Annotated in this window: 21 protein-coding genes; 13 read left to right on the forward strand and 8 right to left on the reverse strand. The window is 34.5% G+C overall.

What is annotated here, in order from left to right:
- Nucleotides 1–112 precede the first annotated feature (112 nt).
- The 5 genes from Y10_RS06160 (at nt 113) to Y10_RS06180 (ending at nt 5,528) form a co-directional block, all read left to right on the forward strand.
- Nucleotides 113–1,729, forward strand: coding sequence for a glycogen synthase (locus tag Y10_RS06160; protein WP_281764484.1), 1,617 nt, complete (start codon nt 113–115; stop codon nt 1,727–1,729).
- 128 nt (nt 1,730–1,857) lie between these two features.
- Entirely contained in the window at nt 1,858–3,141 is a 1,284-nt protein-coding gene (locus Y10_RS06165; RefSeq protein WP_281764485.1) for a citrate synthase, read from the forward strand.
- Between the two features lie 82 nt (nt 3,142–3,223).
- A complete protein-coding gene (locus Y10_RS06170) occupies nt 3,224–4,138 on the forward strand; it encodes a dimethylarginine dimethylaminohydrolase family protein (protein WP_281764486.1) in 915 nt (304 codons plus the stop codon).
- A 2-nt stretch (nt 4,139–4,140) separates the two neighbouring features.
- Nucleotides 4,141–5,076: a citrulline utilization hydrolase CtlX gene (gene ctlX / locus Y10_RS06175; protein ID WP_281764487.1), complete on the forward strand. Its 936-nt coding sequence runs from the start codon at nt 4,141–4,143 to the stop codon at nt 5,074–5,076.
- Nucleotides 5,077–5,120: 44 nt separating this feature from the next.
- Nucleotides 5,121–5,528, forward strand: coding sequence for an RrF2 family transcriptional regulator (locus tag Y10_RS06180; protein ID WP_281764488.1), 408 nt, complete (start codon nt 5,121–5,123; stop codon nt 5,526–5,528).
- On the opposite strand, the gene Y10_RS06185 is transcribed toward Y10_RS06180, so the two are convergent.
- From Y10_RS06185 to Y10_RS06195, 3 genes are all read right to left on the reverse strand, one after another.
- Nucleotides 5,521–6,945, reverse strand: coding sequence for an SDR family oxidoreductase (locus Y10_RS06185; protein WP_281764489.1), 1,425 nt, complete (start codon nt 6,943–6,945; stop codon nt 5,521–5,523). The genes Y10_RS06180 and Y10_RS06185 overlap by 8 nt on opposite strands.
- A gap of 29 nt (nt 6,946–6,974) precedes the next feature.
- Nucleotides 6,975–7,604, reverse strand: a complete 630-nt coding sequence (locus Y10_RS06190; RefSeq protein WP_281764490.1) for a MarC family NAAT transporter — start codon at nt 7,602–7,604, stop codon at nt 6,975–6,977.
- 76 nt (nt 7,605–7,680) lie between these two features.
- On the reverse strand, nt 7,681–8,103 hold the full coding sequence (locus Y10_RS06195) for a hypothetical protein (RefSeq protein WP_281764491.1): 423 nt from the start codon (nt 8,101–8,103) through the stop codon (nt 7,681–7,683).
- 110 nt (nt 8,104–8,213) lie between these two features.
- Here Y10_RS06195 and argS point away from each other — a divergent pair, with 110 nt between their 5' ends.
- Together argS and Y10_RS06205 are read left to right on the forward strand one after the other, a co-directional pair.
- Nucleotides 8,214–9,992 (forward strand): arginine--tRNA ligase, encoded by a 1,779-nt coding sequence (gene argS, locus Y10_RS06200; protein WP_281764492.1) that lies wholly within the window; start codon nt 8,214–8,216, stop codon nt 9,990–9,992.
- 155 nt (nt 9,993–10,147) lie between these two features.
- A complete protein-coding gene (locus tag Y10_RS06205) occupies nt 10,148–10,705 on the forward strand; it encodes a pentapeptide repeat-containing protein (protein WP_281764493.1) in 558 nt (185 codons plus the stop codon).
- Nucleotides 10,706–10,809: 104 nt separating this feature from the next.
- Here Y10_RS06205 and Y10_RS06210 read toward each other — a convergent pair whose 3' ends face one another.
- Entirely contained in the window at nt 10,810–11,709 is a 900-nt protein-coding gene (locus tag Y10_RS06210; protein ID WP_281764494.1) for a DUF6607 family protein, read from the reverse strand.
- A gap of 125 nt (nt 11,710–11,834) precedes the next feature.
- Between Y10_RS06210 and Y10_RS06215 the strand changes: the two genes are divergently transcribed.
- The 6 genes from Y10_RS06215 to folD all read left to right on the forward strand — a co-directional run bounded on the left by Y10_RS06215 (nt 11,835) and on the right by folD (nt 19,800).
- Complete coding sequence (locus Y10_RS06215) at nt 11,835–13,970, forward strand: TonB-dependent receptor plug domain-containing protein (RefSeq protein ID WP_281764495.1); 2,136 nt, start codon at nt 11,835–11,837, stop codon at nt 13,968–13,970.
- Between the two features lie 5 nt (nt 13,971–13,975).
- Complete coding sequence (locus tag Y10_RS06220) at nt 13,976–15,379, forward strand: HmuY family protein (RefSeq protein ID WP_281764496.1); 1,404 nt, start codon at nt 13,976–13,978, stop codon at nt 15,377–15,379.
- Between the two features lie 28 nt (nt 15,380–15,407).
- A complete protein-coding gene (locus Y10_RS06225) occupies nt 15,408–16,673 on the forward strand; it encodes a T9SS type A sorting domain-containing protein (protein WP_281764497.1) in 1,266 nt (421 codons plus the stop codon).
- 235 nt (nt 16,674–16,908) lie between these two features.
- Nucleotides 16,909–17,370 carry a hypothetical protein gene (locus tag Y10_RS06230; RefSeq protein WP_281764498.1) on the forward strand — a complete coding sequence of 154 codons (462 nt, stop codon included), beginning with the start codon at nt 16,909–16,911 and terminating at the stop codon, nt 17,368–17,370.
- 145 nt (nt 17,371–17,515) lie between these two features.
- Nucleotides 17,516–18,847, forward strand: coding sequence for a signal recognition particle protein (gene ffh / locus Y10_RS06235; protein WP_281764499.1), 1,332 nt, complete (start codon nt 17,516–17,518; stop codon nt 18,845–18,847).
- A gap of 71 nt (nt 18,848–18,918) precedes the next feature.
- Nucleotides 18,919–19,800, forward strand: coding sequence for a bifunctional methylenetetrahydrofolate dehydrogenase/methenyltetrahydrofolate cyclohydrolase FolD (folD, locus tag Y10_RS06240; protein WP_281764500.1), 882 nt, complete (start codon nt 18,919–18,921; stop codon nt 19,798–19,800).
- Between the two features lie 50 nt (nt 19,801–19,850).
- Here the strand turns inward: folD and Y10_RS06245 are convergent, their stop codons facing one another.
- The 4 genes from Y10_RS06245 to gloA2 all read right to left on the reverse strand — a co-directional run bounded on the left by Y10_RS06245 (nt 19,851) and on the right by gloA2 (nt 22,319).
- Nucleotides 19,851–20,951, reverse strand: coding sequence for an AI-2E family transporter (locus Y10_RS06245; protein ID WP_281764501.1), 1,101 nt, complete (start codon nt 20,949–20,951; stop codon nt 19,851–19,853).
- Between the two features lie 27 nt (nt 20,952–20,978).
- Nucleotides 20,979–21,227, reverse strand: a complete 249-nt coding sequence (locus tag Y10_RS06250) for a Rho termination factor N-terminal domain-containing protein (RefSeq protein ID WP_281764502.1) — start codon at nt 21,225–21,227, stop codon at nt 20,979–20,981.
- Nucleotides 21,228–21,231: 4 nt separating this feature from the next.
- Nucleotides 21,232–21,819 carry an inorganic diphosphatase gene (locus Y10_RS06255; RefSeq protein ID WP_281764503.1) on the reverse strand — a complete coding sequence of 196 codons (588 nt, stop codon included), beginning with the start codon at nt 21,817–21,819 and terminating at the stop codon, nt 21,232–21,234.
- A 113-nt stretch (nt 21,820–21,932) separates the two neighbouring features.
- The gene (gene gloA2, locus Y10_RS06260) at nt 21,933–22,319 is read right to left on the reverse strand and encodes an SMU1112c/YaeR family gloxylase I-like metalloprotein (protein WP_281764504.1); all 387 of its coding nucleotides are present in this window, start codon (nt 22,317–22,319) and stop codon (nt 21,933–21,935) included.
- Nucleotide 22,320: the final 1 nt, after the last annotated feature.

A 22,320-nucleotide genomic window follows, 5' to 3' on the forward strand; every position in this document is an offset into this window, starting at 1 on the left:
AACGTTAAAGTTTTGCATTTAATATTTTTTTAATACAAAATGGGTTTTTTATTTAATTTATAATCAATACTTTAACGTAGTAGTTAGTCATGATTCAAAAACCCGTTTTAGTTTGCAACGAAATTTTCTATTTGTTTCCGCCGAAAATGACGCCATACCTGCCTGTAAAGCAGGAGGAATGGGCGATGTAGTTAGAGATATACCCAGACATATTGCAGAGTCTGGAGATAGTGTGCATGTGCTTACACCTGCTTATGGAAGATTGCATAAGAAAGGTGCATTTTTACAAGAACTTCATTTTATTTACCGTGGGCAACCTACTACCGCTTTTTTATACGAGGTGCAAGGTAAAAGACCAGTGGCAAACATTAAGCATTATGTGATTGATCATCCTGATATAAAATCTGGAAACATAGCAGATATTTATATGAATGATTTTACACAACCCTTCTTTACAGATGCCTGTACATTCTCTTTGTTTTGTGTTGCAGCAGCAGAAGCAATTAAGGAAGATGCGTTTAAAAAACTTGATATAGTACACTTGCACGATTGGCATACAAGTTTAATGTTGTTTTTAAGAAGGTACCATTACGATTATAAGGATCCTTTAGAAAAAATTAGATTTGTTTATTCTATTCATAACTTAGCTATTCAAGGGATACGCCCTTTTGATGGTAATTACTCTTCTTTAAAAGCGTTCTTTCCTTATGTAGATTATAATGAGGAAGAATTGAAAGACCCAAGATACCCAGATTGTATTAATTTAATGGCATTGGGTATTCGTTTTGCCGATACTGTACATACCGTTTCAGACTCCTATAAAGAGAATATACAACAGCCTAGTAACTTTCCGCACTTTATTGGAGGCGAAGGATTAGAAGAAGACTTAAAGAATGCACAGGAAGAAGATAGATTGTTTGGAATTTTAAATGGTTGCAATTATAAAAACTACACTACGGTTAGAAGAGGTAAGTTGTATCCGCACGCGCTAAGAGCGCTGCTAGCAGGTATGGAAGATCAGGAAAAAGCTTATAAGCACGAGTTTTTAAGACATACTTCCGAAAAGGTTATAGCGTTGGTAGAAAAAAAGCCAGCATTTATCTGTAGTAGCGTAGCTAGACTTACTGAGCAGAAGTTTTACTTTTTTAAAGAAGATCCTGCCCTTTTAGAAAGTATGCTTAGAAGATTGAAAAAAGATAATGGAGTATATATATTATTAGGTACTGGCGCACCAGATTATGAAGAACTTTTTAGAAGTTTTAGTTATGCGCATGAAAATTTCATTTTTATCAATATTCAATCTGAAGAAGTTATTGACTCTCTATATCTAGAGTCTAATGTATACTTAATGCCAAGTTTGTTTGAGCCATGTGGTATTAGTCAAATGCTAGCCATGCGTAATGGGCAACCCTGTATGGTGCACAACACAGGTGGATTAAAGGATACTGTAATACATAACAAAACCGGCTTTGTATTTGGAGGCGAAACTTTTGAAGAGAAGAAGATTAATTTTATGCAGGTGTTTGATGCCTTATTGATACTTTTCTTTGAAAATAAAGACAAATGGAGAGCTATTTCTAGAGAAGCAAAGAAGCAAAAATTCACTTGGCAGAGTTCTGTTAAGTTATATTATTCGTTGTTGTATAAAATAACTTACAACGTTCCGCAAACAGAAAAGTCTAAAGCTAGAAGAACCAAAAAAAACACTGATGAGAATGTTATGAAATAATTAACATATTATATTGTAATTTAGCAAAGAACGATTCAAATACACAATTCAATTCAGTTTATTTTTGTAAATTCGCAATAATTAAAAATCTTTTATAAAATACTTCACTAAAACTATTAAATAATAAAATGTCAGATAAAGCAACGTTAGAATTCAATGGCGAGAAATATGAGTTTCCAGTTATCAAAGGAACCGAAAACGAATTAGCTATTGATATTAAAACACTACGTGCTGGTTCAGGTATAATTACAATTGACCCCGGATACAAAAACACAGGAGCTTGTGAGAGTGCAATTACGTATTTGGACGGTGAAAAAGGTATTTTGAGATATAGAGGTTACTCTATTGAAGACCTTGCTGAGAAAGCTACCTTTTTAGAAGTGATATACCTTCTTATTTTTGGAGAATTACCAACAGCGGACCAGCTGAAGAAATTTAAGTCAGATATAGATGATGAGGCTATTGTTGATCAAGATATGAAAAAGATCATTGATGGTTTCCCTAAGTATGCCCACCCAATGGGAGTACTTTCATCTTTAACTAGTGCATTAATTGCATTTAATCCTTCATCGGTTAATGTAGCTTCTGAGGAAGAAATGTATAAAGCTATTGTAAAGCTTTTAGCTAAATTCCCAATATTAGTTGCATGGACTTACCATAAAAGAACCGGATTACCTTTAGATTATGGTGATGCGCGCTTAGGATATGTAGAGAACTTCGCTAAAATGATGTTCCAGAAGCCTAACCGTGTGTACGAACAAGATCAGGTGGTAATTGATGCTTTACAAAAGCTTTTAATATTACACGCAGACCATGAGCAAAACTGTTCTACTTCTACCGTTAGAATCGTAGGATCTTCTCATGCAGGTCTATTCGCTTCTATCTCTGCTGGTATTTCTGCGCTTTGGGGACCATTACATGGTGGTGCTAACCAGGCGGTATTAGAAATGCTGGAAGCTATTAAAGCAGATGGTGGTGATACTAAAAAGTACATGGCGAAAGCTAAGGATAAAGATGATCCGTTCCGTTTAATGGGATTCGGACACAGAGTTTATAAAAACTTTGATCCTCGTGCTAGAATCATCAAAAAAGCAGCAGACGAAGTGTTAGAAAGCTTAGGAGTTAACGATCCTATTTTAGATATAGCTAAAGGTTTAGAAAAAGAAGCTTTAGAAGATCCGTACTTCGTAGATAGAAAATTATACCCGAATGTAGATTTCTATTCAGGTATTATTTACAGAGCTTTAGGTATACCTGTTGAAATGTTTACTGTTATGTTTGCATTAGGTAGACTACCTGGATGGATTTCTCAGTGGAGAGAGATGCGCTTAAGAGGGGAACCAATAGGACGCCCACGCCAAGTGTACATTGGAGAAAATGCCAGAGATTATAAAGATTTAGCTGATAGATAGTATTTGAAGCTAACGATATAAAAAAAGCCTTGCTAACATTAGCAAGGCTTTTTTTATATTTGCCCTATTGCAAAAGAAGATTATGCTAGATTTACATATACAAAACGAAACATCCCGATTAAAAGCTGTAGTTCTTGGTACAGCAGAGAGTATTGGTCCGGAACCTACACTAGAAGAAGCGTACGACCCAAAATCTAAAGAACATATACTTGCAGGTACGTATCCTGTAGAGGCGGATATGGTAAAAGAAATGGATGCTTTTAATAAAGTATTCGAAAAATATAACGTAGAAGTTTACAGACCTAAACTTATTACTGATTATAATCAGATTTTTGCACGTGATATCGCTTTTGTAATTGAAGACTTATTTATAAAAGCTAACATATTACCTGAAAGAGAACAAGAGTTAGATGCTTTACAGTATTTAATAGACCAGATAGACCCATCTAAAGTGATTACACCACCAGAGGAAGTACACATTGAAGGGGGAGATGTAATGCCTTGGAACGACCATATTTTTATTGGTACCTATAAAGGTAGTGATTACAAAAACTACATTACTGCCAGAACAAACCAATATGGAGTAGATTTTATTAAGGAACTTTTTCCAAATAAAATAGTAAAGGAGTTTGATTTAGTAAAGTCTAAAATTGAACCTAGAGATAATGCCTTGCATTTAGATTGTTGTTTTCAGCCTATTGGGAAAGATAAAGGAATCATACACAAAAGCGGATTTAGAGAAGAAGGAGATTATATGTACTTGGTTGATTTGTTTGGTAAAGAAAACCTATTTCATATAGATAGAGAAGAAATGTACCATATGTATAGCAATGTGTTTTCTATAGATACCGATGTGGTAGTTTCTGAACGTAATTTTACAAGATTGAATAATTGGTTGAGAGATCATGGAATGACCGTTGAGGAAATTCCGTATGCTGAAATTTCTAAGCAAGAAGGATTGTTAAGATGTTCTACCATGCCATTAATTAGAGAATAAAAATGTCACAAATAACAAATACAGTACTAATGGTTCGTCCTGCAAAGTTTAGGATGAATGAGCAAACCGCAGTAAACAACTATTTTCAGGAAAACCTGGAAGCAAAGCAAGAAGAGGTTGCAAAAAATGCTATAGAGGAGTTTGATACTTTTGTACAAAAGTTAAAAATGGTAGGGGTAGAAGTAATTGTTGTAGACGATACCGAAACACCAGATACACCTGATGCTGTTTTTCCAAATAACTGGATTTCTTTTCATGAGAATGGAGATATAGGGGTATACCCAATGTTTGCAGAAAACAGAAGGTTAGAGCGTAGAGAAGATGTGTTTAGTATGGTAGAAGCACGTGGTTACCATATCAACCAAATTATAGATTATACAGAGGCTGAAGAAGAAGAAATTTATTTAGAAGGAACAGGGAGCATTATTTTAGACCGTGTACATAAAATTGCTTATTGTGCTTTATCGGCTAGAGCAGATGAAGATTTGTTTATAGAGTTTTGTGAAGATTTTGAATATGCACCTGTGATTTTTAATGCTTACCAAACGGTAGATGGAAAGCGTATGCCAATTTATCATACCAATGTGATGATGGCTATAGCAGAAACTTTTGCGGTTATTTGTCTTGATACCATAGATGATAAAAAGGAAAAGAAAGCGGTAGTTAAGCAGCTTAAAGAAAGTGGTAAAGAGGTAATTGCAATTACCGAAGCTCAAATGCACCAATTTGCAGGTAATATGTTGCAGGTAATGGGAAACGATAACAGACCGTTTTTAGTAATGAGTAGTACTGCCTATAATAGTTTAACCAAAGCCCAAATTGGTGCTATTGAAAAGCATTGTGCTATTTTACATACCGATTTAAATACGATTGAAACCTGTGGAGGTGGAAGCGCACGCTGTATGTTGGCAGAGGTGTTTTTACCAAAGGAGGTATAATTAATTAGATAGGGGTAAAAAAATAAAATAGGTATCTTTACAGTATGCTTTCTAAAAAAACAAAATACGGCTTAAAGGCACTGGCAAATTTGGCTAAAAAAGGAAAAGGGACACCAGTTCTAATTTCTCAGATAGCACAAGAAGAAAATATTTCCAAAAAGTTTTTAGAATCTATTTTATTACAACTAAAAAACAATGGTTTTTTAGGCTCTAAGATGGGTAAAGGAGGAGGCTATTATTTACTAAAAGAGCCGGCAGAAATAAAGTTAGCCTCCATGTACCGTATTCTAGAAGGGCCTATTGCATTGCTTCCGTGTGTTAGTTTAAATTACTACGAAAAATGTGATGACTGCAAAAGTGAAGAAACCTGTATGCTTAATAAAGTTATGATAGAGGTTAGAGATAATACACTTTGCGTTCTAGAAAATAAAACCTTAGCCGATCTTATTTAGTGGTTATATTTTTTATCATACCACCAAAAATAAAATAATGAAAGGGTAGTAGGCTGTACCAATACAGTCTACCCCAAAGTCCTCGGGGTCTAAAGGTGGCTGTTTGAGATAGTACGTTGTTTTTGTCTATTTTAAATTCAAGCCAAGCTTCTCCGGGTAATCGCATTTCGGCAAGTAGTAACAATCTTTTTTCTTCTCTATCAGCTAATAGTACCCTCCAGAAATCTAAAGAGTCCCCAGCAAAAATTTTATCGGTATGGGTTCTTCCTCTTCTAAGGCCTACACCACCACTTAGTTTATCTAAAAATCCTCTTATTTGCCACATCCAATTGCCATAATACCAACCTGTTTGCCCGCCAATTTTCCAGATGTTATTTAGTACTTTCTCAGGGTTTTCTATTTTAAGTTCTTTTTTATCGGTTAATACACCATGCTTGGGTACTTGTATGTATTTGTTTAAACTCTTTTTAACCCTTCCGCTAGACATGGAGTCTTTCCAGCTACTAATTACTTCGTTTTGCTCTATTTTTGTAAAGGCAGCTTTAATAGCTTCATCATAGCCCAAAGGAGTATGGTTAAAATGTTCTTGTAAACTATTGTCTTTGGCTACAACTTCCATTTTCATGCTATCTACTAAATTAACAGCTAATTTATAAGAGGTAGAGGTAACAAAGTAAAGCCAATAACTAGATAATTTTGGGGTCATTACAGGAACGGTTATCATGCGTAAATTTAAACCTCTTATTTTGCTGTAATGTAATAACATATCTTTGTAGGTAAGTACATTGGCTCCGCCTACATCAAACCCTTTATTAAAACAAAATGGGTCATTTAATACATGAATTAGGTAGAATAAAATATCTCTTATGGCAATGGGGTGCGTTTTGGTAAGTACCCATTTAGGGGTAACCATAATGGGCAATTTTTCACACAAATCTCGTATAATCTCGAAAGAAGAACTTCCTGAACCTACTATAATGCCGGCTCTTATTACCGTTAAATTAAAGTCGCCTTTTTGTAAAATAGATTCCACATTTTTACGAGAGGAAAGATGCTTAGATAATTTTTTTTCGTTTACAATACCGCTTAAGTATACTACCTGTTTAATATTAGTTGTAGCAACCATGGTATTAAAGTTATCTGCTGCCGTGGCTTCTTTTTCACTAAAATCAGTGGTAGAGGAAGTCATACTATGTATCAGATAGTAAGCAGCATCAATATCCTTGGGAATGGCATCAGATGCTTCTGGTTGTAAAAAATCAATTTCAATAACCTCAATTTCTTCTCTAAGTTCAGGATCTACAGAGAGTCTGTTAGCATCTCTTACTGCACATACAACCGTATGTCCATTTTCTACAAGATGAGGTAATAACCGCATGCCAATATAGCCATTGGCTCCGGTAAGTAATATTTTCATGTAGCTTTTCTTTCTAAGATACTAATTATTTATCTAATAGAAGAAAGTAAGTTAATTACAGAACTGCTTATGTATTCAATACCTATAGCAATTACTATAAACCCAATAATGCGTGAGATAGCGTTGATACCAGAAGCACCCAAATATTTTACTATGGGGTGCGCAAATTTAAGCATCACATATACGGCTAGGCACACTACTAAAATAGCACAAACCGTAACCAGTATATCTACAATATTGGTATAAGTTTGGTTAAGTGATATTAGCAATGATATAGAACCTGGACCAGCAAGCATAGGTATGGCTAATGGGGTTAAGGCAATGTCATTTCGGTCTTTAATATCTTCTTTAACCCTTGGCTTTTCCATTCCCTTGTGTTTAGAGAATGTGCCGGTAAGTAAAGCAAACCCCGATGTAACAATAATTAGTCCTCCTGCAATTCTTAAAGAATCTATGGTAATACCAAAAAAGCTCAAGATGTATTTGCCAGAGAAAAAGGCAATCACCAAAATGATAAAAGTATTAATAGCCGTCCATAATGATATGCGAGCTTGTTCTTTACTGGAATCGTTTTGAGTAAGAGCCACAAATACGGGTATGGTACCTAACGGATTTATGACAGAGAATAGAGCAGCAAACGTGTATACAAATAGTTCCATTTTTTTGGCGCAAAAATGAACAGAATGCTTAGAATGTGCTTTATCCAAGCGTTAAGAAATGGTTGTTAAAACCAACTTATAAATCTTTCGGTTTTTCCGGAATGTTAGCAGCCCTGTGTGTTAATACTTTTTCCATAAAGTCATGCCCAATACCAGAAACCAATACTTTTATGTAGGTGCCACCCATGTGAATGCTATACTCGCCAGCAGCACTTTTAATAATAGATAACTGGTAATAAGGTATTACCATGGCATACAAATCTTTTTGGGCGTTGAAATTAACTATGAGTCCTTTGGGTCTAATTTCTAGGGTGCACGTACAAATGTCCTTATTAAAAATCAGTAGGTTATGAATATTAACACTACACTTAGAAATTAATAGCGGAGGTGAGGTTGCCCCTCCAATAAGCTTTCTTTTAGCTAGCGTTAAAGGTTGTCCTACAGTCTTATTAATAGTTTTAATAAGCTTAGAGGTTTTGTATGAGGTATTAAAAAGCATTTTTATTTTAAAGATACTACATATCTCGCTTTCTTTATATTCTATTAACGAACCATTTAGATTTACTAAAGTAAAATGTATCTTTGCAGCTTGTAAAAAGAAATAAAAACATGAATATTCAGGAATTGTTAACCCAAAAGGTACAAGAAGCCGTTAAGGTAGTTTTTGATGTAGCACTTGAGACAGTAGAATTTCAGGCAACACGTAAAGAGTTTGCAGGAGATATTACTGTAGTAGTTTTTCCTATGTTACGCTTTGTAAAAGGAAATCCGCAAGTAATTGGGGAGCAAATAGGAACGTATCTTAAAGAACATGTTACCGAGGTAAACGATTTTAACGTAGTAAAAGGATTTTTGAATCTTGTGATAGATGATTCTTTTTACATCAATTTCTTTAATGATATTAAAGATAGTACTCAGTTTGGTTTAGTAACTGCCGATGCAGATGCTAAGGCGGTAATGGTAGAATATTCTTCACCAAATACGAATAAGCCGTTGCACTTAGGGCATATACGTAATAATTTATTAGGTTATTCTGTGGCAGAAATATTAGGTGCTGCTGGGAACAAAGTCTATAAAACCCAAATTATTAACGACCGTGGTATTCATATTTGTAAAAGTATGTTGGCATGGCAAAAATTTGGTGCAGGTGAAACACCAGCGTCTACTGGGTTAAAAGGTGATAAGTTAGTAGGTAACTACTATGTGAAGTTTGATGTTGAGTACAAAAAAGAAATTGCAGCTTTAGTAGCAGAAGGAAAAAGTAAGGAAGAAGCAGAAAAGCAAGCTCCGCTTTTATTAGAAGCACAAGAAATGTTACGTAAATGGGAAGCCGGTGATGCAGAAGTTGTAGCTCTTTGGAAAACCATGAACGAATGGGTGTATGACGGATTTGCTGTAACTTACAAGAACTTAGGAGTTGATTTTGACTCTTACTATTACGAAAGTAACACCTATTTGTTAGGGAAAGAGTTTGTAGCAGAAGGTTTAGAAAAAGGCGTTTTTTATAAAAAGGAAGATGGTTCTGTTTGGTGCGATTTAACTGATGAAGGTTTAGACGAGAAGATTGTATTACGTGCAGATGGTACTGCTGTGTATATGACGCAAGATATTGGTACAGCTATTCAACGTGTAAAAGATCATCCCGATGTTGGTGGTATGGTTTATACCGTAGGTAATGAGCAAGATTACCACTTTAAAGTATTGTTTTTAATACTTAAAAAACTTGGATTTGACTGGGCAGAAAAACTATATCATTTAAGTTATGGTATGGTAGATTTACCTAGTGGTAAAATGAAAAGTAGAGAAGGTACTGTTGTAGATGCCGATGATTTGGTAGAAGAAATGGCTACGACAGCAGAAGAGATATCTAAAGACTTAGGAAAACTAGACGGATTTAGCGAGGAAGAGAAGAAAGAGCTTTACAAAACCATTGGTTTAGGAGCGCTAAAATATTACATATTAAAAGTAGACCCTAAGAAGCGTATTTTATTTGATCCTAAAGAGTCTATAGACTTTCAGGGTAACACAGGACCTTTTATTCAGTACACACATGCAAGAATTCAGTCTATTTTAAGAAAGGCCGATTTTAATTTGGATGCTGATATAACGGGGGTTGCATTGCATGAGAAAGAAAAAGAATTATTAAAGCAGTTACAGTTATTCCCAGAGGTAATACAAAATGCTGCTGATAATTATAGCCCTGCACTTATTGCTAATTATATTTATGATTTAGTAAAAGAGTTTAACTCTTTTTACCAGAATGTATCTATTTTAGGCGAGGAAGATGAACAATTAAAAGTGTTTAGAGTGTTGCTTGCTAAATTGGTAGGGTTAACTATTAAAAATGGTTTTGCCTTATTAGGTATACAAGTGCCAGATAGAATGTAACCATATATATTTAGAACATATATATATAGAAAGGGAAATATCAATAGGTATTTCCCTTTTTTGTTTCTTTAAGTAGTTTTAATTTTACTGGATAATTGAGATAAAATGCTTCAGGGAATTGCCTTGAAGTAATTTGTATACAAGTACTGTAAAATATGTATATAGAAGACCAAACCTTTAAAGGTATAGATGTTGAAACATTACGTAAGGCAGAGTATGAATACTGCACGTTCATAAATTGCGATTTTGGAAATTATAATTTATCTGGTTTTAAGTTTATAGAATGTGATTTTGATGGGTGTAATTTTAGCAATGCTAACTTGGTAGATACCGCCTTTAAGCAAGTTACGTTTACCGAGTGTAAAATGTTAGGATTACTGTTTGATAAATGTGATTTGTTTAACCTGGAAATGAAGTTTGAAAACACAATGCTGTCGCATAGTAGCTTTTATAAACTGAACTTAAAAAGAACCGTATTTAATACCTGTAACCTAACAGCGGTAGATTTTTCTGAGGCAAATTTATCAGATGCTTATTTTGATGGTAGTGATTTGTCTGGTGCTGTTTTTCAAAATAGTAATTTACAAGGCGCTGACTTTAGAGGAGCAGAAAATTTTACCATACACCCAGAGGAGAATACTATTAAGGGGGCTAAGTTTTTAAAAAGTAACTTAGAAGGTTTGCTAAGGCATTATAAAATAAAATTGAGCTAAAATAAAAAAGCCATTACTAGAGTAATGGCTTTTAAATACTTCAAACAAAAATTAAACGTAGACAAACTTTTACTCGATTACCGAGTTAAGTATCTTTAGGGATATTACTTTACAAAACTATCTATAATAGCGTCGGTTTCTTTTTTAGAAGCATCTTCAGGTAAGCTGAATAAATGCTTGTAAAGAGGTTTTCCATCAACTGTTTTTTCTAATACAAGGTCTTTGTCTTTACTAAATACTTTTTCCCATTTAGTTCTTACATTAGCCCAAAGCTTTTCGTTTTTAGCCCACCAATCTTGCGCAGCTTTGCATTTAGAGTCGTCTACTTTAGTGTACACGTCGTAACCTTTTTCTTCTGCCAACAAAAAATCAGGAGCTCCATCTGCTCTAACAATTTTGTCGTTATCTTGTTCATGAATCCATCCAAAGTCTGTGATAGCATGAATGTTTCTTCTGTTTAAAACATTATAATCATGTCGCTTGGTATATTCTCTACGTGGTAGTGGAGCATCTGTTGTATTTACCCAGTAGTGTTTACCATCTACATGAACCCAAGTAGCAGTACCTTCATAACGAGGGCTGTCATCTACTTGATATACTTTTTGTGTCCACTGTCCTTTAACATCACCTTTGGCTAAAGTTTCATACTTCCAGGTAGTTTCTTTATCAAACTGATAGAACTCTGTGTTTTCAAAAAGCCAATCTTGTCTCCAGTGCTTAATAATCATATTTTCACCAACAATTAAAAGGTGTTGCATAGATACTTTGTTGTCTTTATCTTCTACTAATTGTACCCATTCTAAACCTTTATCGTGTTTAGTTTTAGATGGTAAATACAAAGAGTCTTGAGAATAATTAAAAGTCTCAGTAAAATTAAATTCTACTTCATAACACCCACACATGCTTTTAATGGCGTTTACATCTTCCTGTTTTTTGTCTTGTGCAAATAAGGCAACAGAAGCAGTGAATAATGCAGCAATAGTGCTTAAAAAAGTTGGTTTCATAGTTTATAAATTAAATTCTTTAGTCAAACATTCGGGACAAAAATAGTAATTTTATTTAGATTGGATAAAAATAATAAATATATTTGCGCTGTTATTAAAAATGAATCTAAATAAAAATAACATAAATGAGCAGTCGAATACTACAGTCTATAATCATATTAATGTGTTTTTCATTTGTAGAAAATACTATAGCACAGGTGAATGATACATTACAAAAGAAAGAAAAGGTAAACGATTTAGAGGAGGTTGTAGTTAGTGGCCAATATAATCAGCAATCGGTAGATCAATCGGTGTTTGAGGTGAAAGTAATTACACAAGAACAGATAGCCAGGCAAGGAGGTAATAACCTTGCAGATATATTAAACCAAACACTAAACATAACTATTATTCCAAATGCATCTACCGGTAAGTCGGGAGTACAATTATTTGGGTTAGACGCACAATACTTTAAAATATTAGTAGACAATATTCCTTTAATCAATGATGAGGGTATGGGGAATAATACCGATTTAACCCAGATTAATCTAGACGATATTGAACGTATAGAAATAGTAGAAGGCGCAATGGGGGTGCAATATGGTGCCAATGCCGTTTCTGGTGTTATTAATATTATTACTAAAAAGTCAACTTCAAAAAAATGGGAAGTAGTGCCTTATATACAAGAGGAAACTGTAGGTAGTGAATACAACTGGGTAGATAAAGGTAGGCATATACAATCTGTTAAGATGGGGCATAATTTTAATGATAAACTATATGCTAATGGAATTTTTACCAGAAATAATTTTAATGGTTTTTGGGGAGATAAAGAAGGAGAGCATCACCTATACGACGATGGGAAAAGAGGGTATGAATGGTTGCCAAAGGATCAGTATACAGTAAAGTCACTGTGGAACTATAAAACAGATAACTTTAGAGCGTTTTACAAGTTTGAATACTTTGATGAAACCACAAATAGGTATGCAGAGGAGGTGCGAGAAAATCATGATCCTGCTACAGATTTAACCTATCCGGTAGCATCTGATGAAGAATTCTCTTCTGAGCGAATATTTAACCACTTAAACATTAACGGGAAGTTTTTTAAACATGTGTTGTATGATGTGTCTTTGTCTTACCAGCAACAAAAGCGTAATGTAGAAACCTATAACTACCGTATACGAACAGGAGAAAAATTTGATGTAGCATCTTTTGTTTATGAAAGTAGAAAAGCATGGTATTCTAAGGGTAACTTCAGTAATTTTTTACCCAACAAGAAATCTGATTTTCAGTTAGGGTATGAAGTCACTAGCATTAATGGTTTTGCTTCAGCAATTTCAGGTATGTATTCCTCTGAGAATATAGCGCGCACCTTAGACTCTTATGATGTGTTTGCATCGTCTGAATTGGTATTTTCAGACAAGTTTTCCTTACGTCCGGGAGCTAGAGCACTGTTTTCTTCCAATTTTAATACACAGGTAGCCCTGTCGGTAAGTGCAAAGTATATTTTAGATAATGGCGTTGAAGTACGTGGTATTTTGGGTACTTCGCCAAGGTTGCCAAGTTATGAAGAATTATATACCTATTTGGTAGATGTAAACCATGATGTAAGAGGTAACGTAACTCTTAACCCTGAACAAGGTACTTCTGCATTTCTTCATTTAAAGAAAAAATATAAGGTACAAGATTGGTATATGAGTAGCAAGCTATCTGGCTGGTATATGAACGTAAAAGACAGAATTGAACTTGCTATTATAAATCAGTCGCCACTACAATACCAATATACCAATATAGATAAGTATAATGCTTGGGGGCTTACATTCACGCATGCTGCCATGCTTCATAATTTTAGAGTAAATGCAGGGGCAACTTTTTCTGGAGTTTCTCAAGTAATGGAAACGGAAGAAGATTATAATGATGATTATTTATATGCACTGCAATTAAATACCAATGTGTCTTATACGGTACCTAAATGGAATACTACGTTTTCGGCATATTTAAAATACACCGGACCTCAATATCAATATGTTCAACAAACAAATGATGCAGGAGAAACCGTTTTGTTTAGAGGTAAACAACTAGACTTTTCATGGTTAGATGCTACTGTTAAGAAATCATTTTTTGATAACAAATTACAAGCAACCCTTGGTGCAAGAAATATATTAGACATTACATCTGTTAATACCACAGCGGTATCAGGTGGAGCACATACAGATGCAGCCTCTTCTTTAATGTTAGGCTACGGGAGGTCGTATTTTATAAAACTACTTTACAATTTTAATTTCTAAAACACATGAAAAAGTATTACCTACTACTTTTAGTAACTATTATAAGCTTGGTATCGTGCAATGAAAATGATGATATACCTGCACAACCTTTTGTAGCTGCCTTTGATAAATTATCGGTTAACTTTTCTACCATTACTTCTACAGAATCGGTTACTATCATATTTTCTGAAGCTGCGGCCTATAGTGGAGAAGTGGTGTTGCAAATGACAGCAGAAAATACAGTATATGGTCAAGATTTTACAACCAACCCAATAGCAACTGATAACCAAATTACTGTACCGTTTTCGGAAGGAGATGTAGCGGTGTCTTTTGTTTTTGAATCATTAATCTATCCGTATGAAGCAGAAGAGGATAATGATAAATCGGTGACTTTTGATATTGTAGCTATTAATTATAATGGATATTCTAACATACAAGGCTACACCAGTACAGTGGTATCCTTTGAAACCTCTTTAGGGGCAACAGTTACTGCAGAGATGGGAGGCCCTAATGAGGGGAATCAGGTGTTTGTAGATTTAAGTACAGAGGTAGTTACTTGGGCACAAAGAGATTCTTGGGATTTAGGTTTTTATGGAGGAGACGATTTTAGAGTAGCTATAAACGGATCTATTTACATGGCTGCTGCTGCCTTAGAGAGTACCGATATAGATGCTATTACAGCCTCAGATGTTACTGCATTACAAAGTCAGGTTGCTGTGGGTACTTTTGACCCTACCAATGAAGATTATATAGACGAACCCTCTGGTGTTATTACAGGTACTGCAATAGATGAAATTACGGTTAGTGAGGCTAGCAATAAAGTGTATTTAGTAAATATGGGGTATTACATAGGTACTACACAACCATTAACAGGTAGTGTGGCTATTGCGGGAGACCATAGAGGATGGAAAAAAATTCGTGTGCTAAGAGATGGGGCAGATTATATACTTCAGTATGCCGATTTAGATGCTACTACGCACCAAGAGATAACCATTACTAAAGATGCTGCTTACAACTTTACTTTTTTCAGTTTAGAAGATGAAACTACCGTAATGTTAGAACCAGAAAAGGAATTATGGGACATTAGTTTTACGGTATTTACCAATATTATTAGTGGCGCAGGATCTTATGGATACTCAGATTTTGTAATTAATAATTTAAAGGCAGGTGTAAAAGCCTACGAGGTTTCTACAACAGAAGTTACTTACCAAGCATTTAGTCTTACTGATATTGATGAGAGTGCTTTTCTAGATGATCAACGAGTGATTGGTGCAGACTGGAGAGATGTATTCTCAGGCGGTGTTTACACCGATAGGTTCTATGTGTTAAAAGACCTAGAAGGCAATTACTATAAAATTAGAATGCTTGATTTGCTTAATGAAAGTGGAGAAAGAGGGTATCCAAGATTTACGTATGATTTAATCAATTAACTATATATAATCCAAATAAATTAAAATTATGAAAAGAATATTACAATTCGTATTGGTATTAGTTGCCGGATTGTCTGCTAATGCGCAACAGGTTCAAGGATCTGTAAGTATGGGCGCTGGGTATGCAAATATGGCCTATTATAAGTTAGCTACAAGTACTGAAGTAAATGCAGTAGCTAGCTCTTGGGATATCGCTTTTTTAAGAACTAGTAGTTTTAGTTTTGGGGCTAGAATTAACGACCAAAAAGGAATTAGTGTTTTTGAAGCTTCTATAAATCCAGCTGATTGGAGTACCATAGATTTAAATAATATAGCTAACTGGCCACAGTTGTATAATAGTGAAACTGCATGGGAAACAGGTGCTTTTGATAATGCTTCGTATAATGCTGATAATGGATATCCGTTAGGGTATGGCTGGGGTGAGTATAATATGAGTACGCACCACATTACAGGTAAAGTAATTTTTGTATTAGAATATACAGATGGTACCTACCGTAAATTTATGATTGAAGACTTTTACGGAGGATATGCTATTAAGTATGCAACTTGGGATGGTACAACTTGGGGAGCAGACCAAACGTATACTGTTAGTAATAGTACTAACCCTAATAATATTTTTAATTATTTTGACTTAGCTACAGGTGCTGAGGTTGTTGTTGAACCAGCAAGTACTGATTGGGATTTGTTGTTTACCCAGTATAATACAGATTATTTTGGAGATGGTACTATGATGTACCCTGTAACAGGAGTATTGCATCACCCAGATCTTGAAGTGGCTAAGAATGATGAAAGTGTTTCATCGGACACTTCTAACTTAACTTTTGAAACGGACATTAATACTATTGGGTACGATTGGAAAACATATAGCGGAGGTAGTTATACAGTGAATACTACTATGGCGTATTACATTAAGTATACCGATGATACTATTTACCGTTTAACTTTTGCAACTTTTGAAGGGAGTGCAACAGGTGTTGTAACGTTTAACTTTGAAGACGTAACTAATGCTATGGCTACCGAAACATTTGGTAATGATGTTTCTTTTGGGGTATACCCAAACCCATCATACGATAAAAAAGTAACTGTGGTGTATGATATTCCTGGAGGAGTTTCTGTAGATAATACAATTTCTGTATACACTATAAATGGTGAAAAAGTTTTTGATAAAACCATTAATGCTAACGAAGGTTTTTATAACACTACTTTAGACCTTTCATCTTTATCAGGAGGGGTGTATTTATTAAAAATGCAATCTGGAGATTTTTCAGGAACTAAAAAACTGATTTTAAATTAATCATTCAAGATGAACCTATTGTAAGTTTGATTGCTTATTATTTATTGTTGTGTTCTAAATACCACCTCCCCAAAAAGAGGTGGTATTTACGTTATGTAGGTGTATGAAGTTATATGTATTAGATAAGTTAATAGCTACTTATTAAACTTCTGTTTTAGTTTTTTGATAAAATTAATAGGGAACATTTGCTTTTTTTATGATAAAACATCAATTTTAATAAAAATATATCGCTATTATGTTAAAAAGAAGTTTAATGTTACTATGTTTTATAGTAATTGGCGCCTGCGAGTCTGACGACGGTGGGCAGAGTTTAGAAAATGTTATTGTAGAACTGAATAGTACTGTAGTATCTGGTAATTGGCAGGTGTCTTCATTTATTGATAGTGGTACCGATGAGACCTATCATTTTGATGGGTATACTTTTTATTTTAGTCAGAATGGTAATTTATCGGCTATCAATGGAGACTCTTCTATTAGTGGAACTTGGGCTATAACTAGTGACGATGATAGCGCTGACGATAACCCGGGTACCACGTACGATGATATTGATTTTGTAATATACTTTGCGTCGCCAGAAGCATTTGAAGATTTATCAGATGATTGGGATGTATTAACCTACTCTTCAAATACTATTGAATTAATAGATATTTCAGGGGGTAACGGAGGAACGGATTATCTTACCTTGACAAAAATATAAGGTAATCATTAATAAATTAATTTGGCTTTAAAAGATCGGAGGTAATCTTCGGTCTTTTTTTTCTTTTATTAAAATCTGTGGCAAGCGTTTCTTACTTAAAAACCAAATGCTTAAATTTGCCACTCTCTAAAAAAAGAGCTGTTTTATGTTTGATAATTTAAGTGATAAGTTAGATAAAGCCCTTCATGTATTAAAAGGACATGGGCAAATTACCGAAATAAACGTAGCTGAAACCATTAAAGAAGTTCGTAGAGCTCTTTTAGATGCGGATGTTAACTTTAAGATTGCAAAGCAATTTACCAATAGAGTTAAAGAAAAAGCATTAGGGCAAAACGTACTTACATCGTTACAACCTGGCCAGTTAATGGTGAAGATTGTAAAAGATGAATTAACAGAATTAATGGGTGGAGATGCCGAAGGTGTAAACCTTTCCGGTAACCCATCGGTAATTTTAATGTCTGGTTTACAGGGGTCTGGTAAAACAACTTTTTCTGGTAAGTTAGCTAACTTCCTTAAAAACAAAAGAACTAAAAAACCTTTATTAGTAGCTTGTGATGTGTATCGTCCGGCGGCGGTAGATCAGTTACATGTTGTGGGAGATCAAATTCAGGTTGATGTATATTCTGACAAAGGAAACACAAACCCTGTAGCTATTGCACAAGCAGGTATAGCACATGCGAAGGCAAACGGACATAATGTAGTAATTATAGATACCGCAGGGCGTTTAGCAGTAGATGAGCAAATGATGAAGGAAATTGCTGAAATTCACAAAGCAATTCAACCACAAGAAACATTGTTTGTAGTAGACGCTATGACAGGGCAAGATGCGGTGAATACAGCAAAAGCTTTTAACGATGTATTAAACTTTGACGGGGTAATACTTACCAAGTTAGATGGTGATACACGTGGGGGTGCTGCTATTTCTATTAAATCGGTAGTAGATAAGCCAATTAAGTTTATTGGTACCGGTGAGAAAATGGATGCTATTGATGTTTTCTATCCTGCACGTATGGCCGACCGTATCTTAGGTATGGGGGATGTTGTATCGTTAGTGGAAAGAGCACAAGAGCAATATGATGAAGAAGAAGCAAGAAAACTTCAAAAGAAAATTGCTAAAAACCAGTTTGGGTTTGATGATTTCTTATCTCAAATTCAACAGATAAAGAAAATGGGTAGTATGAAAGACCTTTTAGGAATGATACCTGGTGCAGGTAAAGCCTTAAAAGGAATTGATATTGAGGATGATGCCTTTAAACATGTAGAGGCTATTATACACTCTATGACTCCTGACGAACGTACTACACCTTCTGTTTTAAATGCGAGCAGAAAGAAACGAATTGCAAAGGGTAGTGGTAGAACAGTGCAAGAGGTAAACCAATTGCTAAAGCAGTTTGACCAAATGAGTAAAATGATGAAGATGATGCAAGGCGGCGGTGGACGCCAGATGATGCAAATGATGGGAAAAATGAAACGATAAATATTAAAACGCCTGCTATAAACTCAGGCGTTCTTTTATTCAGATAGCTATAACAACACAACACAACGAATATGGAGATTTTAGACGGGAAGAAAATTTCTGAACAAATTAAGGAAGAGATAGCGCAAGAAGTTAGTGCTATGAAGGAAAGAGGTGAAAAGGTACCTCATTTAGCGGCTGTTTTAGTAGGTAATGACGGTGCTAGTTTAACCTATGTAGGTAGTAAAGTAAGATCTTGTGAAAAGATAGGGTTTGAGTCTACCTTGGTATCATTACCTGATACCACCACTGAAGAAGAGCTTTTGGTTAAAATAAAAGAGTTGAATGAAGATGCATCTATTGATGGGTTTATTGTTCAGTTGCCGTTACCAAAGCATATAGATGAACAAAAAGTATTAATGGCTATAGACCCAGATAAAGATGTAGATGGTTTTCATCCTACTAACTTTGGTAAAATGGCATTAGAGTTAGAAACGTTTATTCCTGCAACACCTTTTGGTATTTTAGAGTTGTTGAAACGCTATAATGTAGAAACTAGTGGAAAGAATACGGTAGTTATTGGTAGGTCTCACATTGTGGGAAGACCAATGAGTATTTTAATGAGTAGAAAAGGTTTCCCTGGAGATTCAACAGTTACCTTAACACATAGTAGAACTAAAGATTTAAAAGCTTTTACAAAAGATGCTGATATTGTAATTACGGCTTTAGGAAGCCCTGATTTCTTAAAAGCGGATATGGTAAAAGATGGAGTTGTAATTATTGATGTGGGAATTACACGTGTACCAGATGAAACTAAACCTAAAGGGTATAGAATTACAGGAGACGTAGATTTTGAAGAAGTAGCTCCTAAGGCAAGTTATATTACTCCTGTACCAGGTGGTGTAGGACCAATGACTATTGCTATGTTATTAAAAAATACATTGTTGGCTAGAGAACGTCACAATGCAAAATAATACATGCTTCTAATAATATTAAAAGGCACCTTATAGGTGCCTTTTTTATTTTATAAGTTCTTGACTTTTTCAGGATTGTCTGAAGAGGGACCGATGAAAGAATCTGCTTCAATGCGTTCTTTATTAAGCTCTCTTGCCTCTTTACCATATTCGTTTTTATATATTTTTAGAAGAAGTAAAAATACACTTACCATAAGTGGCCCAAAAACCAAACCTATAAAACCGAATAACGGAACCCCAATAACTACTCCTATTAATGTAATAAGAGGGTGAAGGTTGGCAAGCTTGTTTTGTACTAAAATTCTAAATAGATTATCGGCAGAACCCACTATAACTACTCCGTAAATAAGTATGCCGTAAGCACCAAAGGTGTCTCCTTGACTAAGCATTATAAGTGTTACCGGTATAATACCTAATGCCGTACCAACAAATGGTATCATAGAGCCTACAAAGGTAACTACAAACCATAAAATAGGATTTGGTATTCCAAATATAAAATACCCTGCTAATGCAATTACACCTTGAATTAATGCTACTAAAGGAATTCCTATAGCATTAGATTTTACAATCTCTCTACTTTCATTAGCTAATGTTTTAATGTTTTTGTCACTCAACGGAATATACATTGTAATATATTCTCTTATGTAGTTTCTATTGATAAGCATGAAATAGAGTATAAAGAACATTAGCGTAATAGATATGAACGTATTAAAAGTGGTATCTGCTACGTTGGTAAAGTAATCTGAAACCCATGAGGTAATTTTAGATGTGTTAATACCGGTACTAATGTCAAATGGAAAAATATCTTCTATTTTTTGAATATTCTCATTTATAATGTTTGTAATGTCATCTTTGTTCTTAAATAAATCATTGATTTTGGTAACAAACAGTATGGTAATGGCACCAAGAGGTATTACAATTATAGAGAGTGATGTAAGTAAAATAATGGTAGCTGCAACCCATGGTTTAAAACCTTTATCCAGCATTTTTTGCATCCACACATTAAATAAGACGTACAATGTAACGGCACCCAAAACTCCAGAGAGATAGGGCATCATTTCTTGTGTAATTAGAATACCTAAAAAGATAATTACACAAAGTATAAATAGTTGTCTTACTAGGTCAGGGTGTAATGCATGTTTCTTTTCCATTGTTTGTTGTGTAGTTAGGTGGTATAATTAATTGTTTCTTAATGCTTCAATAAGTTCACTCTTATTCATTTTAGAACGTCCTTCAATACCTACTTCTTTGGCTTTGTTATACAATTCTTCCTTAGTTCGGTCTTCATAAGTACTTGCCTTTCCGCCCTTTTCACCACTATTTGGTGTATTCGCAATTCTGGCGGCTTTTTGCTTACTCATACCTTCATCTCGTAGGGCCTCGTATTGAGGTATGTTTTTAATACGGTTTGCTGTTTTGTCTGGCATCTTATTAAGATTTTATATTCGCTTTAATATAGGCTATGGCCTCTTCTTCATTTCCCCAACCAACAATATCTTCGTTGGTTAATTTGTCATGGTTTTTAAACCACATCTCAACCATGGTTTCAATTTCTGGGTGTTGTGTTTGTAGGTCTTTAAAACAGGTTACTTTAGAAAAGTTTCTGGAAGGTTTAGATGGTAAAGAAATCACCTTATAATCTAACTTACCATTTCTTACTAGTTTTAAAAGGGCTATAGGTTTGGTAGTTACAATTTTACCTAATTTTTGTCTTTTAGATAGTACCAAAACATCTACAGGTAAGCCATCTCCTTGCTCAGAAATGTTCGTTGCAGTTCCTGTTATAAATCCATAATTACCAACATAGGAAAGATATTTGTTGGCCTTTTTTACGTTAGCGCCATCAAACGTATTAGAAATTTCATCGTAATTTAAATTACTTTTATCACCAGAAGGTACCTCTATAATGGCATTTACATAATTGTCTTCAGTAAAAACAGTTGGTTCACTCTCTGTTTTGGGTCCACAGGACACTAAAAAAAGAATGAAAGTAATGATGTATAAATATTTAGTTTTCATTTTCTCAATAGCTTTTTCTTAAAATTAAGAATGAAAACCGAACATTGTCAGGTGCTTAACAAAATATAAACACAACTTTTAACTAGGAAAGGTGTAAATGTTAAAGTGTAAAATTATTTTTCGTAGAATTCTATGGGTAAGTTGTCAGGGTCTGATAAAAAGAAGAATTGTTTTCCTGTGTGCTCATCAATTCTAATAGGTTCTACTGTAATATTTTGTGATTTCAAATAGTCATGAGCTTCAGTAATATTATCGGTTTCAAAGGCTAAATGTCTTAATCCTTGGGCTTCTGGCCGTGAAGGACGCTGAGGTGGATTTGGAAATGAGAATAGCTCAATAATATATTCACCATTTAGTGCTAAGTCTAGTTTGAAAGAATTTCTTTCAGTTCGGTAAATTTCTTGAAGTATTTCAAGTCCTAAGATTTTAGTATAAAACTCTTTTGAAATATCGTAGTTGCTACATATGATGGCAATGTGATGTACACGGTTTAATTGCATG

This window comes from Neptunitalea lumnitzerae, from assembly GCF_027924185.1.
GTDB classification, from domain to species: Bacteria; Bacteroidota; Bacteroidia; order Flavobacteriales; family Flavobacteriaceae; genus Neptunitalea; species Neptunitalea lumnitzerae.